The organism is Sphingobacterium tenebrionis, assembly GCF_037126265.1.
Lineage (GTDB): Bacteria > Bacteroidota > Bacteroidia > Sphingobacteriales > Sphingobacteriaceae > Sphingobacterium > Sphingobacterium tenebrionis.
Map to the genome: position 1 here is coordinate 18679 of NZ_JAYLLN010000010.1, position 15448 is coordinate 34126.

10 protein-coding genes are annotated in these 15448 nt (G+C 38.8%); 1 reads left to right on the forward strand and 9 read right to left on the reverse strand.

Annotation, left to right across the window (positions count from 1 at the left end; genetic code table 11):
• Positions 1-9 precede the first annotated feature (9 nt).
• From VJ786_RS06010 to VJ786_RS06045, 8 genes are all read right to left on the reverse strand, one after another.
• Positions 10-2136: a DUF4838 domain-containing protein gene (locus VJ786_RS06010; RefSeq protein WP_167554231.1), complete on the reverse strand. Its 2127-nt coding sequence runs from the start codon at positions 2134-2136 to the stop codon at positions 10-12.
• The gene (locus VJ786_RS06015) at positions 2123-4936 is read right to left on the reverse strand and encodes a YaiO family outer membrane beta-barrel protein (RefSeq protein WP_134776592.1); all 2814 of its coding nucleotides are present in this window, start codon (positions 4934-4936) and stop codon (positions 2123-2125) included. The genes VJ786_RS06010 and VJ786_RS06015 overlap by 14 nt, the downstream gene beginning before the upstream one ends.
• A gap of 28 nt (positions 4937-4964) precedes the next feature.
• Positions 4965-6416 (reverse strand): glycosyltransferase family 2 protein, encoded by a 1452-nt coding sequence (locus VJ786_RS06020; protein ID WP_134776593.1) that lies wholly within the window; start codon positions 6414-6416, stop codon positions 4965-4967.
• A 10-nt stretch (positions 6417-6426) separates the two neighbouring features.
• A complete protein-coding gene (locus VJ786_RS06025) occupies positions 6427-7581 on the reverse strand; it encodes a HEAT repeat domain-containing protein (RefSeq protein WP_134776594.1) in 1155 nt (384 codons plus the stop codon).
• A 549-nt stretch (positions 7582-8130) separates the two neighbouring features.
• Positions 8131-9633, reverse strand: coding sequence for a helix-turn-helix domain-containing protein (locus tag VJ786_RS06030; RefSeq protein WP_167554232.1), 1503 nt, complete (start codon positions 9631-9633; stop codon positions 8131-8133).
• A 46-nt stretch (positions 9634-9679) separates the two neighbouring features.
• Positions 9680-10039, reverse strand: coding sequence for a helix-turn-helix domain-containing protein (locus tag VJ786_RS06035; RefSeq protein ID WP_336557445.1), 360 nt, complete (start codon positions 10037-10039; stop codon positions 9680-9682).
• 3 nt (positions 10040-10042) lie between these two features.
• Positions 10043-10777 (reverse strand): hypothetical protein, encoded by a 735-nt coding sequence (locus tag VJ786_RS06040; protein WP_336557446.1) that lies wholly within the window; start codon positions 10775-10777, stop codon positions 10043-10045.
• 1 nt (position 10778) lies between these two features.
• On the reverse strand, positions 10779-11468 hold the full coding sequence (locus VJ786_RS06045) for a helix-turn-helix domain-containing protein (protein ID WP_336557447.1): 690 nt from the start codon (positions 11466-11468) through the stop codon (positions 10779-10781).
• Positions 11469-12264: 796 nt separating this feature from the next.
• Between VJ786_RS06045 and VJ786_RS06050 the strand changes: the two genes are divergently transcribed.
• On the forward strand, positions 12265-13035 hold the full coding sequence (locus tag VJ786_RS06050; protein ID WP_099367453.1) for a DUF4382 domain-containing protein: 771 nt from the start codon (positions 12265-12267) through the stop codon (positions 13033-13035).
• 279 nt (positions 13036-13314) lie between these two features.
• Here the strand turns inward: VJ786_RS06050 and VJ786_RS06055 are convergent, their stop codons facing one another.
• Positions 13315-15378, reverse strand: coding sequence for a heavy metal translocating P-type ATPase (locus VJ786_RS06055; RefSeq protein ID WP_134776598.1), 2064 nt, complete (start codon positions 15376-15378; stop codon positions 13315-13317).
• Positions 15379-15448: the final 70 nt, after the last annotated feature.

Genomic DNA, 15448 nt, shown 5'->3' on the forward strand with positions numbered 1-15448 from the left:
TCCAATCTTTTAATGCAATATTTGTAGTTCATCAATGGCCAATCTTTTGTTCTCCTCCGACGCCTTCTGTATGCGAACCAATAACGGTTTGCTCAAGTCCACGCCTTGAAACGGAATAACAATCTCCTTTACCGGAGATTCCTCTTCCTTGATTAAGCCGAATTTTAATTTGTTGATAAGCTTTCCTGATTGATGGATTTCAATTGTCGTTGGAACATTAAAACGATGCTTTTCATTAACCAAAAAACGGATAAACATCCCTTTTGTCCCTTGCAAATCATTAAAATTCACCTCAAAAGCTATATCCTCATTCGAGGTAAACCATCCTTGTTGATAATCCTGCGGAAAACCAAGAATACCATTCAAACAGGTATGTAATGCTTCCTTATTATTATCTCCAGGTTGAATCCATTTAACTTGCGATGCTGTCAACCGATTTCTTTGCTGTCCCCATCCAGAATAGGATTTCCAAGCAACTAAATAATTGGAGATATCTCCATCAGCCTCCTTATACATCTTAATACCATTAGCGGAAAAACCAGCTCGTAGATCCTCCACTATCTTAAGGATGTCCGCCTTAACCCGAACCTGATCATTTTTTATTTCAAATGCTCCGCCGGACTCCAATCCCTTTTGATAGGCCAATTGCAGCTTACTAAAACCCATTCCTAATAGGAGTTTTTGAAGTTTTTTCCTTTCCAATCCTGTAACTTGTGGTAAGAGCTTCTCCAGTTCCTTGTAGGAGTTTGCGAACCTGTCCGCCAATAGATAAGTCTTTTGTATGTCGGCAAATCCGGCATACATACCATATCCCTTGCCTTGAAAGGATTGCTTTTCCTGATCGATCAGATACAAAGCCAGGATCGAAGCAGATTTAGGATAAAAGCGATGAAGATAGGCGCGCAATAATTGCTCAACAGGTAGGTCTACATCATTCATCAATGCGGCAGCTACATAGGTTTTAACATCATCTAAACTGCTGTAATCATAGCCACTGGCATTCAGAAAAATTCCCTTTATCCCCAATGCCTTAAAATCCTTCCATTGCGCTTGCATGCTGAGCAGGCTTGGCTGTACCGTCAGGTAATCATCGAAATTCATCGAATAATCCCAGAGGTACAACTTGGAGGATTTTAATGTCCAGGTATTAACTTTCTTCTTAAATACATTAAATTCTTTGGCATCTTTGAAAGAGACCCCCTTGGGTAAGTCAATGGTGCTTAATAACACACCTACGTTGCTGGGTAATTTCCCTTTCGGCGGCGATTTAACTGTTCCATAGACGGTAGTAAAGAATTGATGGTTGGGAAATAGGGCACTGATTTTCCCCAAAAAAGCAAATACAGCTGCCGACGCATCTCCCACCTTATTCCCGGCAGCTGTACATGCCTCGCATGTAAATGCGATGGCATTATCTTCAGGGGCAAGCATGAAATGATTTCCATGTCCTAGCCCCCCATCACCATAATTATCAACGATATACGCTTTTGTTTGTTCCAATAGATCAGGGCTGGAAAAGCATAACTGCTCAGGCATAGGTTTTCCATCCAGCTTTGCATGGCTAGCCTCCCTTTTTTCAACCAACTTGCTGAGGTTGTGTCCCCAGATCCCCCAATCTGCATCCAACTGATTCGTCCCTAATATTCCTGCATAATCACTATCGGTATTGGGTTGATAGTGAGGCTCTCGGTATGAAAAATCAAAATTTCGAGCCTGATCTTTAAAATCTATATAGGCAGGTGGAAGATCTTCATTCTGGATATAATCATTGGCTTCCCCTATCCTATCAATCAATTGATAGATCAACCAAAGCATGGTCCTATTATCTTTGGCAGATAGGTTTAAGGCCGCCTTACCATTTTTTATCTCATAGTCAAAAGGTAATTCCGGATTTACCTGGATATGCAAATGGAAATAGCCCTGGGGAGGATTTTCTTCCTGGCGCATCCGGAGGATTACCTTTTTATTTTCAGATCGTTTCTGTAAATGGGTAAATAAATAAGAAGCCCATCTTTCCCCTTCGGTTGTGCCATCATCGCTGATCAGAAAACCTTTCGCACGAAGCTGACTGTAGGAAGGTTGACAACCTAACATACCTAAAAACAAACTGATCAATATGATATTAAAACGAAACATTGACTTGGAAATAGAGATTATACAGATTTCGATAAGGGATTTCATAATTATGGGTTTCATAGTTGTACCAGGTACCCAATACACCTGCAGAAATATGTTTACTCACCATCCTGCCTACCCCTGCTCCTACCATCGCATTCATCACCGAAAAGGAATTGATGAATTGATAATTGAGAAGCATCACGTCGGGACTATTCCCAATATTAGCCATGGCCATCAAGTAGTTTTTAGGATTATTCATATAATACCTACCCTGCAAGCCCACATTGTACAATAGATGGCCATCCAAAAAGAATTGCATGTATTTGGCATTCAATCGGAAGGAATTGATTTCCTTGGTCAAACCCAGAACACCGTTGTATAAATGCTCTTCCGTATACAGTTGTCGGTAGCCAGCTCCAAGTTCAAGTTCCCAATCATTTTTAAATTGTCTATAAACAGATGCATTGAAAGCTGTTTTTGGAAAGTATTTATTGGAAATAGCCGCATCTATTTTTGTAGCCCATTTTGCATCCCAACCTCTTCCCCATTCCAGCTGTCCCTGTATTCCTTTGCCTTCCGATCTGCCAGAATAATTGATCCGACCGATAAAAGTATTGACTCCTTCAAATCGGCTATATTCAAAGGTAGAGATGGATTGAATGGTATAATTATCGCCAAATCTAGACCTCAGGTGGTAAAGTCCCACTTCGTTCTTAAAGCCTTTTTGATTCAGAAATTGTAGATGAGCCTTAAAATCTTCCAATTCCAGCAAGGAAGGTTCGTAAAAACTTTGGTAATAATAGGCTGAATCGTACTGCTTCAGTTTTTCGTAGGCCAATCCTTTGAGGTATTTCAGTTCCTTATCCTGTGGTTTATAGTAAAGAGCTTGATCGGCCACTGCAATAACCTCTTTATCGGCCTTATTTTTCAATAGGTTATTCGCATAGTCGGTTGAGAATTGTACAAAGGTATTTCTCACCTCTTCATGATAAGGATATAGCGCAATTTCCTTTTTCACCAAATCGTATGCCTCTTGAATATTCGCCCCATTCAACAATTGCGCATTGGCAAGTTTTAGTTTGAAAGGTATATCCTGTGGATAAAGGTTGCTGGCCATTTGTGCATGAGCTAGCATCTCCTCTTTCAATCCCAATTGATTGGAAAGATTCACTCCATACATCAAGGCATATTTATCCTGCGGAAAATGCTTCAACCATCGCTTGGTCCATTGGTATGCTAAGGGATAATTCCCTTGTTCGTTGGCCAGTTTGACCATCTTTAACATCAGGTCGTTGTAGCCTGACACATAGTTTTCCCGCTCAACCTGTGAAACCTCCGTAAGAACCGATTCGTAAATCTCTGCTGCGCGCTCATATTGCTCCTGAACTTCATATATTCCCGAAAGCTTTATTTTTAGATCCACATTTCTGGGATCAAGATTTATTTTCTCCTGCAACAGGACGATAGCATCTGAAAAACGACCGGTTTGGTAATAGGCATTGTACATACTGTTCAACGCATAATCCCGTTCTTCAGCCTCCCCATAATTTAATATTTCGTTCAATTTGGGAATAGCTGCTCTATATTCATTTGCCGCCATATCGGCACGGGTTTCTTCAATTAAACTGGCAACATAAGCTGCTTTAATATCTGTATCATTTGGATGCTGGAGAAAGAGCGACCTGGTCAGTGATCTTACCTTATTCTTATCAGCCTTTAACCGATAGATATCCAATTCCCGAAGGGATAAGGCCTTATCCATGCCCCGTACATTGGCATAGGACCTTAGAAGATGCAAAGCTTCATCATATTGCTGATTGGCAATGGTCTTGTTCAGCACATGCGGAAATGCTTCCACATTTCCGGGATCAGCTTCCAGAATCTTTCCGTACAAGGTGGCCGGATCTTTTGCATTTGCATGCCGTGCCGCCTCCAATAAGAAATAATTATATTTCGTACGGTTGATGCCCGATCCACCCTTCGATTGGGCCTGAAGTAGACTTAGGATCTCATCGTATCTTTTATCATGTTCTAAAATGCTGATCTTCTTATCCACCAAACTTCCATTTCCTGGAAAATAGGTCAAGCCCCTATCCACGGTCGACAAGGCTGCATAATAATCCCCAGCCTTTATGTAGTTATTAGCCAATTCATGGTATAAGGCCAATTGATTGGGTTTCTCCTGGATCAGAAGCTTATTCACAGCAATTGCATCTTCGATCTTACCTGATTTCCGAAGATCGTTTGCCTTCAGCTCTGCTTGATAATTCCTATCAGCTTCCAATTCCTTATCATCAGGGAAGATCTGGGAAATGCGTTTTAATAAACGATCCGCTTCTACATGGTTGCCTTGAAGGCGGTAAAGATCAATCTTCTTTCGCCAAAGGCCTCTCCAATAGGGATTCACTTCTAATAGTTCATTCACGTAACATATTGCACTGGAATACCTTCCGGTTTCCATTTCTACTGCTACCAATAAATGCTTCGCATCCACATTGCCTGGATTAAAGGCCACGGATTTATTCAATTCGAAACGGGCTTTACTATAATCCTTTCTCAACCAATAATATTTTCCCAGGAACATTCGTAAGTCGGAATCCTTCGGTGATTTGGCAATTTGGAGGTCCAAAACCTGCTTGGCCTTATTGAGATCACCCTTATTCAAAAGTCCGGCAATTTGCTTGACAACATCTTCCTTATCGCTGATATGAACTTTTTGCTGAGCTTGTACGGAGCTAATCCCGCCAAGCATCAAGAAGATCAAAGTCTGCAATAGAGACATGGAAATGGTATTTGAATATTTCTTTAACGTATTCATTTAGTATATGATGGTATTGATGAATGAATTATGCAGCTTTTGAAGAAGATTTATCCTGACCGTTCTGTCCACTGAACCCTTGCCTGGTCATGGTTCCCCATTTAAAGTTTTTCTTGGTGAGGTATTGCCAATATCCTCTCAGCGTAAAAATCACGACAAAGGGATGGTATAGCAGGGCCTCAAAGGCGGAAAACAGCACTAGACGAAGGTATTCATTCAGATTACGGTATAGTTTTCTTAGGGAAATATCAAACACAATGGTGATGGTGGATATACTGATCCCGATGAGGTATACATAAGCCAACATCAGCCAAAACGTATTGAAATTGATCTGTTCAGTATAGAGCAAAAAGAGCAGGAAGAAGAAGCCCGAGAACTCGATGATGGGAGCCATCAATTCGAAGAAAAAGGCATATGGCATGATAATAAGTCCCATTCTTCCATATTTCCTGTTGAACAGAAATTTTCGATGAACAAAGAATATCTGCAACAAGCCCCTTCCCCACCTTGTCCTTTGTCGCATTAATACCTTTAGGTTTGGAGGCCCTTCCGTCCAACAGAGCGAATGGGGCACTTGCACAATCTTATATGGTAATTTATGCTCTCTTTTATAGGCGATAAGACGTAAGGTCATATCCATATCCTCGGCATGGGATTTCGTATCAAAACCTCCACAGCTGATGACCGAGCTTTTTTCAAAAAGCCCGAATCCTCCCGACACATTCGGAATGGCATTAATGGCAGACCATCCCATCTTGGCCACCAAATAAGACCGCAAGTATTCTGTTTCCTGAAAGGTCGGAATAAAATCTGCGGGAGGTCTGATACGCGTAATTTTCCCATCCCTAAAATCACATCCATTGGCCATGCGCATCGTAGCACCTACTGCCAAGACTGGAATATCAGAATCGAGGACAGGAAGGATAACCTTGCTCAAGGTATCGGGCGAAAGAATACAATCCACATCCGTATTGATGAAGTAATCATATTTCGCAACATTCACCCCGGCATTCATCGCATCGGCCTTCGTACCTCCATTTACTTTATCCACTACAATTAGTTTATCGTAAAGGGGGTTGACGGATTTAAAGGTCCTTTTAAAGGGTTTACATGCCACTTTTTCCATGTAAGCGTAAGGAACTTCGATCAGTTCAAACCTGGAGATCATTAATTCTAATGTGTTATCCGTACTACCATCATTGACAATAATGATTTCATAAGTTGGATAATTCAGGGAAAGCAATGACGTAATACTGTCCAAAATGATAACTTCCTCATTAAAAGCCGGTGCAACTATGGATATTCCAGGAGCTGTTTCGGGATAGGTCGTCAGGATATTCTCTTCCCTTTCGGTATACCTTACCCGATTCCTTAGGATGTTGTAATATCCCATAAAGGCAAGGACAAAATAAATCAGGGTGATGGCCGTCGCATAGAAAAAAATAGCATAGCCATAAAAATTGAATAAAAACTCAAACATGACTGATGTATTAACCTAATTGATAATTAACCTGATCGAATATCTTTCGCTCAAATTCATTGGAGTTCGTGGAAAGATTAGTAAGCCGAAGTTTTCCTTCTTCCCCAAACTGCTTGATGGCATAAGCCAAATGAACCTTTTGTTCATTATCTGTAGTTCTGAAAAACTGATTGGTCAGAAAATCGAGCCCTATCTTGGTTTTGAATTTTGCAACCGCATTAATGATTGCCGTTTGAATCTCTACAGGAGAGATGCCATACATATCGAAAATCTCATGTTCCACCTCCTGGCGACCCAGATTTCCTAGGCTCTCAATAATAGCTGCTCTAACCAATTTGGATTCCTCCGTTTTTAATAATCCCTTTAGGAATTCGGCACATTCCATTTGGTTGAAAAAACCGATCTCTTTTATCATAAATGCTTTGAAAGCATGGTTTTTAGCATGTTGAACCCACCTTGATAATAACGGCAATGGTCCCTCAGACTGGCGACCCACTAAGAAATGGTGAATCATGATCTCATCCAGGGCATTAAAATCCGTATCAAAACTGTCTTCCAAAAATTTGAACGGATCTATGTTATCATACTTCATGACGGCCGCCCTAGCCTGTTTTCTTAATCCCTTATTCTTATGGTTTGTAGAGCGCATCAACACCGATGTTGTCAACCCATTACCCAAATTATCTAACTTTCTTAAGGCGATATGGCGTCTCTTGGAATTATTTGACATCAATTCAGTTTCCCAAAAACTAGGTATGTCCAGAACATGGATGATGGAACGGTAGTTATCCTCATTTACAGTTTTCCCTGCTTCCTTCAATTCATTGGCGGTATTTAAGATCAAATCCGTGATCTGGATCTTGGTTTTATTATTCATTCGTAGAATAACGTCCTCAAATTCTTGAAAAACCCGATCCTCCCCATATTTCTCGTCGGATCCCAGCATAGCAACAAAACGATCCTTTACTTGTCTAGATAATTTTGCAAAATCCCTTTCCTTTTTCCGTAAATTCAAATTGATCCAAACAAAACGAATTAAACTGAGGATATAAATGAATATCAAGCCCATTACAATTAATACAGTTAATCGGATCACGAATGGATAACCCATAAACTTATTTTGTAAGTAGAATAGGTAATACTGTAGGTAAAAACTTAATTCCATAATCTTGTTTGTTTTAAAAGGTGATTAAATAGTTGGTCATTTTAGATAAGCGTTTTCTTGCGCGTTTTAAATAAGATAGCGTATCAAAACCGACAGTTCAAAATTACCATGTATGGGAAGGAAAATATGTCTCAATAATTGGATAATCTGCAATATGAATTTTTTGAGACATCATTAAGGAATAGGTAACTATCTGTATTTCAATTATTTTTAATAAATCACAGTTCATCAACCGGATATTTACCTATTTTCCATAATTAATAAAATTTGCATTGTTTTAGGACAATTTATGGTAATTACACAGTCTCTATAAAAGGATATTATTCATAAAGACGCAGTAATTTTTACGTATAAGCGGGAAAAATGAGGATTATGGGAAAAATTGGCAGGAAGTTTCAAACTTTCAATTAGGATAAAAATGTCCAGTTATGAGCAAAAAGTTTCTAGGAAACGGGAATTTCGGCTTGGGTGGACAGTATAGGTTTTCCGATTTTTAAAAAGGGCTGCATAAAAATGAGATTTTAGAATGGGTTCTACCTGTTCCAAAACTCAATAAATCTCATTTCTTTTATTTTCAATATATTGGGAAGGTGGTATACCAACAACGGCCTTAAAAGCCATGGTAAATTTACTATGCGAAGAAAATCCAGAAAACTCTGCTAGGTAGGATAGTTTATAATCCAACATGACCTGGTTTTCACTTAATTCTCTGATCAGGAATTGAATCCGAAGATGCAGAATATAGTCGTTGAAATTTTGGTTTTTATATTTTCGTATAACGTATGAAACATATTTTTGATTAGAGTGAAGTTTATGCGCCAATTTGTTCAACGTAATGTTTTTATCCAAATAAAACTGCTCATTTTCCATCTGGTTCAAATCCTTCACCAGCCTGTTTTCTGTATCCAATGAAATATTGAGGTCGGTTTCCGTATTGATTTCCTTCATCAGGATCTTTGGAACCAAAATAGGTTCATCTTCGATATTCATGTCGAATTCCATCACCTGATCCGATTCCCGGGTAGGATTATTATCCAATCTCCTTTTCAAGATGATATAAATGACGCTGAACACAGCTAGACTTATCAATAGCGACCAAACAAGGATAAGATTCCGTTTGCGACTGATCAAATTCTGATTGTTTAAATCTTTGATCAATTCATCCGAAACCGCTATGGAATATTCTGTTTTCTCTTTTAATATATTAGCATAATCATTAAAATAGGCATTAGATTGTTTATGGTCATTGATTTTTTGATAATATCTGCCTGAAACAAGATAATAAGGTTCTTTAAAATCCATTCGATTGAACTTCGTTAAATACGGCTTAGCCTTTCCCAAATAGGATAAAGTAGAATCCAATTTTTCTGATTTAAGATAAGCTTCAGCTTTGCCTAGATACATATATGCCCGAAAATTACTCTCCATACTTCCCAAAAGACGGGTGGCGTTGTCAAACTGATTGATCGCTTGTTCGAATTTTAATAATTGAAGATAACATTGCCCCATGAGGTAACTGAAGGAAGAATTAAATAGGATCGTCTGCGGCGTTTGGACCTTTATCTGGGATAAAGCGGATTTCCCTTGCTCCAATTTTTTAATACCCGCAATAAAATCTCTTTTGTTCATCAGCTGCAAAGCTTCCTCTTGGATGATGTGTATTCTTTCCTCCTCAAATAAGGTTGTGTCTTCAATGGAGTTCTGGTTCTGATGGGCTATCTCAATATAACGTTGGGCTTCCACATTCAGACCCACTTCCCGAAAATTTTCGGCAAGGAAAATCGAATTCTGAGTCGCCAACTCGTAATATCCAGATAATTCGGCCTTGCGTTCGGCCAATAACCCCTTTCTGATCGCCCGAACATAATCTTTCGATTCTTTATATAAACTGGCAAGTAAGATTAGGGTACTAATCTCTTCTTCAGCACTTTCCGCTTCGGTGACCAAGGAATCTGTAAGCCGGATGGCTGCTCGGAGATCTCTTTCTTTTAAATCCTTTTGAATGTAACGGAGTCGTTCTTCAAAATTCCCATCCTGAGGGAATCCTTTCATGGGTACCATGAGTCCAATAAATATAAGAATGAACAATTGCCTCATATTACAAAAGCTTGGATTTTATCTGTTCCCTGTACTCTACTGGTGTGCAATCCTTTTCAAGACTAAAATTTCTATAAAAAGATGCCCTCGAACTAAAACCACATCGAAGAGCCAGTTCTTCTATATTCATATCAAAATCTGGTTGTTCCAACTCTTTGCATACCGCCTCAATCCGTAAAGAATTAATGGTTTTCAATACATTCTGTTTAAAATACTCCTTGAAAAATTGGGAGATCATCGATCTGGACATCTTCAAATCTTTTACCATGGTATCCAAACTAAAGCCAGGATCAAGGTAGGGCTGCTGGTTTAAGTAATTCAACACCCGGTCTTGATAATTCGTGAGTTTATGGTTAGGCATCTGTTATTCCAAAATCAGGTTTTCAGCTTCGACCATAGGAAAAGGACGATTCAGAAAATCAAACTCACTATGCACTGTTTTCCTATCCACCAATTCTTTCAACAGGTAATTATAAATAATGATCGCCCCAAACAACATGATCATATAAATGGTGATGGTAGATAGCTGCGAGGTATTTCTGATCTGTGTAAGAAACTGAGCAGATATCAGCGGCAAAATGAAGGCCGCAAGAACCAAAAGTAAGATGATCGAAAAATAAAAAATCCGTTTGATGTTCGACATGGCAATATCCAAGCCCCTGCCTTTGAACATGATAAATATGGGGTATATCATCCAGGATAGGCCAAAAGAACTATATAGGACAAAATAATAGGTTTTACTAAAGTTGACACGAAACACCTCAGAGGTAAGGAAATAAAAATATATCCCCAAAAAGATCAAGAATGGCGTGAAATGAAGAAATACCGTTTTAACTTTTGGTTTTTTATCTTCATAAGCCATGAAAGCAAAATATAAAATGGGACCATATAACAAGCCTAGGGGAGCACCTCGATCGACATATTGATACCCTTTAACAATATCAATAAAGATGGCTGCAAAACTTACATGGAAGAGCATGACGAGCAATAACCGAAAAACAATCTTATCAAATGAGCTTTTGTTAGGCAAGAGGTAATACACCTGGCAACTCATTAAACAGATCATGACGATCGATGCATATATAAAAAAAATGACCATGCTACTTTTGATTGCTTATTTTAAAATCTGTTACCGACTGACGCATATATAAGTGGAAATATTTATTGAATTTAGAAACAGAATTGAAGCCACATAAATTCGAAAGAACAGCGGTCTTTAAATGCGGATAATTACCTTTCAATAGACTCACGGCATACAAAATCCTATATTTTGCCAACCAATCAAAGAAAGAACACTTAGCCTGTAGATCAAGGAATTGTAGCATCACCTCTTTACTTAATCCGGTATGCTGTAGGAATTTTTCCATGCTGAGATTGGAATCCAGAAACAACTTGTCCTTTTCCATTGCATGTTGCAATACCTGATGATAGGCTCCCCACTCCTGCTCCGTGATTTTTATCGGCTGTGATTTTTCGGCAGTCAACACATTGTAGTATGTACGACGGTTGTCCATAGAAAATCGAGAAATCAAAAACCCTAATATGATAAAGATCCCAATACAATTGATGACCATAAATACATAAACCGGACGGACATCATAATTAAATGGCTTAAACATATAAAACAACATCGTCAACAAAAAGAAGGCTACAATAAAACCAAAAAGACAGAGGATTTCCAAAAGAATAGCTTTATATCTGTTCTTAGCTCCCCTTACCTTTTGGGTATTCCTCAATACATAAGTCGGATAGATGGTTAAAGAACTTATATAAGCGATATAAACAATCATTAAATGCCACTTTTGTAAATCCCTAGCCCAATTGATATAGAGTATGGAGAATAGAAAAAAAGGTAAAAAGTGCATGCAAACTGTTAGAAACTTTATTCTTTGTAGCCTCAAATTCCATAAGCAAGCCAATAACAATGGACCATATAACAGGGCAATCGGAATATCATACATATATGCCATAAATGGAATATGCAGAATCAACAATAAACAGAATATCAAGATCAACAAGTTGAAATTATTCAGTCTGTCTTTCATAGTTTGGTAGTTTCCGGGATTTTCCTAAAAAATGGTATTTCCTTTTATTAAAATTCCAGTAAAAAATGGCCTAACCCCATTTCGGTATAAAACCATCCTTCATTATCCTTCAAATTCAACTCCTTAATAAGGAGATATTTTAATTGTGTTTGGTTAATTTTCTGTTTTCGGATTATGAAAGTTTAAAAAATATCTAATTTGGTTACAAAAATTATAAAATCAGTAAATTAAATTTATATTTAATATTTTTTCTAATTAATTGGAATATTTCCTAAAATATTTTTAAAATTTAAATCTTTTTTAAGCTTTAACCTAACTGTTAAACATTTTTATCTAAAGCAAATATAAAAAAATTAAAATAATTAAGTTTATTTTATAACTTTTTATGATGAACATCAATTTAAATTATAATATACGTTTCTCTTTTCGAATAATAGTAGCAGCTTTAGAGAGGAAAACGTAAGATTTCGAAATGTTAAAATTTATGTTTTAACATTTATAGGCATAGGATTTGTAAAAGAGTACTATCAATTTAAAAACTATGAGAACGTTATTATCATTTGCCTTAGCTGCTGCAGCGCTATCATTTGCGAGCTGTAGCAACGATGACGGGATGGATCTAAACAGAACCACGCCAGTCACCATTAAAATGACCGATGCCCCAGGGTATTACGATCAAATCTTTTTAAATATTGATCACATTGAGATCTTATCCGCAGGAGGAAACAAAACGGTGGATATCGATGATGATCCTTTTGATATCTTATTGTATCGCTTAGGTCGTGATACGGTGTTAGCAAATGCTGATGTACCTTCAGGCCAACTTCAAGAAATCCGTTTGGTATTGGAGGATGAAGGTAATGAAGTGGTTATCGATGGTGTTAGGCATCAGCTGACTACGCCTAGTGGTCAATCATCAGGGGTAAAAATCAAGGTTCAGGATAATTTGGAACCAGGGGTTGCCTATACCCTATTATTGGATTTTGATGCATCGAAATCGATTCACATGACTGGGAATGGGAAATATATGCTGAAACCAGTAATCCGAGCTATTCCAGTTGCTGTTTCTGGTGCTGTTAAAGGTATTGTTTCTCCAAAAGAATCGCTAGCCAACTTATTGTTGATCAATGGAGCGGATACTTTGGGTACATTAGCTGATACATTGGGTAATTTCTACTTCCCAGGAGTTAAATCAGGCACTTATAAGTTATTGGTTCAACCTACTGTTACGCCTTATTTAGAGAAAACCATCATGCCTATTGAGGTAGCAAATGGTGAAGTTAAAGATTTAGGCACTATCGGGGTTAATTAATAATTTCCTCAGGGATTTTATTGGACATCCAAAGCGCCTTTATTGTCATCTTGATTGACTTTATTGTCATCCTGAGCGTAGTCGAAGGATCTGTACGGTTACCAACGAACAGATGCTTCGACTTCGCTCAGCATGACAAAACTATTTCGCTCAGCATGACAATGCTATTTCATTCAGCATAACAATGCTATTTCATTCAGCATGACAATGCTATTTCATTCAGCATGACAATGCTATTTCGCTCAGCATGACATTGCTATATCGCTCAGCATGACATTACTATTTCACACTGTCCCTATAATCAGTCCGCTGTATCCTCACCGCATTCAAAATAGCCAACAAAGCCACCCCTACATCGGCAAATACCGCTTCCCACATGGTCGCTAATCCTCCAGCACCCAACAACAGAACAATCCCCTTAACCACAAATGCTAAAATGATATTTTGCCATACAATGGCCTTGGTTTTTTTACCAATTGCAATAGCCATCGGAATCTTACTAGGTCGATCATCCTGAATCACCACATCAGCAGTTTCTACTGTAGCATCTGATCCCAAGCCCCCCATGGCTATCCCCACATCACTTAAGGCCACAACCGGCGCATCATTGACCCCATCTCCCACAAAAGCCACTATGGAAGACCTCGATTTTGATTCCTTCAGTTTTTCCACCTTATCCTCTGGCAAGAGATCACCAAAAGCACTATCAATCCCAAGATCCTTGGCCACATATTGCACCACCGCATTTTTATCGCCACTTAGCATCGTAGCCCGCACTTTCAAAGCATGCAGTTTTTCTATTGTAGCTTTTGCATCTTCCTTTATCTTATCTGCTATCGTTAAATACCCCACATATTCCCCATTCTCCGCAATAGCAATGGTTGTATATACCAAATCATTCAATTCCTTCGGATATTCCACCTGAAATTTGTCCAACAACTTTACATTACCCACCAGATAAGTTTTGCCATTCACTCTTCCTTTTAATCCATGTCCCGCTATCTCTTCTGCATCTGTTAAGGACAAACCGTGATTGGGCTCACCAACATATTGGTGGATAGCGGTAGCTGCAGGATGGGTACTTTTGCTTTCCAATAAATTTATAGCCTCCAATATCCCCTGCCTATCCAATCCATCTTTAAAAACAACTTCCTGAACCTCAAAAACACCTTCGGTCATGGTACCTGTTTTATCCATGACCACTTCTTCTACAGCGGCCAGGCTATCCAAGAAGTTTCCACCCTTCACCAATATTCCGTTTCGGCTGGCCGCCCCGATCCCACCAAAATAGCCTAATGGAATGGATATGACCAGAGCACAGGGGCAAGAGACCACCAAAAAGATCAATGCTCTATATAACCAATCTTTAAAAACATAATCGGAAACAAATATAGCCGGCAAAAAAGCAATACCAATCGCCAAGAAAACCACAATTGGCGTATAGATCTTAGCAAATTTGGAAATAAACAGTTCTGTTGGAGCCTTCTGCGAACTCGCATGTTGCACCATTTCCAATATCTTGCTCAATTTACTGTCTTCATAAGCTGCAGAAACCTTTACCTCTGCAACGCTTTTCAGATTGATCATACCGGCAAGCACAGCATCGTTTTTAACTTTTGTATCGGGCTTACTTTCTCCAGTCAGCGCTGCGGTATTGAAAGAGGCTTGATCACTTAACAAGATCGCATCCAAGGCTAATTTCTCACCAGGTTTCAGCTGGATGACATCGCCCACTTGGACATCCGTAGCCTTGACCAGTACGGGATTTCCTTCCCGTATTACTGTAGCTACATCTGGGCGTTGATCCAAAAGACTTTTAATATTCGCTTTTGCACGGGTTACGGCTAAGGTCTGGAAGGCTTCGCCAACAGCATAGAACAACATTACAGCGACCCCTTCCGGATATTCGCCGATAGCGAAAGCACCCAATGTAGCAATTCCCATCAAGAAAAATTCGGAAAAGAAATTTCCCTTTCCGATGCTTTTCACGGCATCCTTCAATACGGGTAATCCAACTGGAATATAAGCCAATACATACCATCCTAACCTGATCCATCCCTTAAACCAATCGTTAGCAATGAGGTGGTCCAATGCCAAAGCCGAGAGCAACAAGACTAAACTTAGAATGGCTGGAAGGAATAGATGGAAAGTAGAACCTTCCATATCATGACTATGGTCATGACCATCATCGTGATCGTGACTATGTTCGTGGCCATCATCATGACTATGTTTTTTGCTTTTTGAGGATCGCGCTAGAGTAACATCAGCATTTTTATATATCTTATCGGTCTGGTTGCAGATTTCGCAAACACCAGCAGCATTAAATTGATGTTTATGTTCCATTTTTAAATTTACTAACCTTTAAAGGTTAAAACAACGGATGCTGTAAATGTTTTGTAGATAGTCTTTTTTA

Excerpts from the sequence above, each read along its gene's own strand:
- VJ786_RS06010 (WP_167554231.1), bottom strand. The coding sequence starts at position 2,136 with ATGTTTCGTTTTAATATCATATTGATCAGTTTGTTTTTAGGTATGTTA.
- VJ786_RS06015 (WP_134776592.1), bottom strand. The coding sequence starts at position 4,936 with ATGAATACGTTAAAGAAATATTCAAATACCATTTCCATGTCTCTATTG.
- VJ786_RS06020 (WP_134776593.1), bottom strand. The coding sequence starts at position 6,416 with ATGTTTGAGTTTTTATTCAATTTTTATGGCTATGCTATTTTTTTCTAT.
- VJ786_RS06025 (WP_134776594.1), bottom strand. The coding sequence starts at position 7,581 with ATGGAATTAAGTTTTTACCTACAGTATTACCTATTCTACTTACAAAAT.
- VJ786_RS06030 (WP_167554232.1), bottom strand. The coding sequence starts at position 9,633 with ATGAAAGGATTCCCTCAGGATGGGAATTTTGAAGAACGACTCCGTTAC.
- VJ786_RS06035 (WP_336557445.1), bottom strand. The coding sequence starts at position 10,039 with ATGCCTAACCATAAACTCACGAATTATCAAGACCGGGTGTTGAATTAC.
- VJ786_RS06040 (WP_336557446.1), bottom strand. The coding sequence starts at position 10,777 with ATGGTCATTTTTTTTATATATGCATCGATCGTCATGATCTGTTTAATG.
- VJ786_RS06045 (WP_336557447.1), bottom strand. The coding sequence starts at position 11,468 with ATGATTGTTTATATCGCTTATATAAGTTCTTTAACCATCTATCCGACT.
- VJ786_RS06050 (WP_099367453.1), top strand. The coding sequence starts at position 12,265 with ATGAGAACGTTATTATCATTTGCCTTAGCTGCTGCAGCGCTATCATTT.
- VJ786_RS06055 (WP_134776598.1), bottom strand. The coding sequence starts at position 15,378 with ATGGAACATAAACATCAATTTAATGCTGCTGGTGTTTGCGAAATCTGC.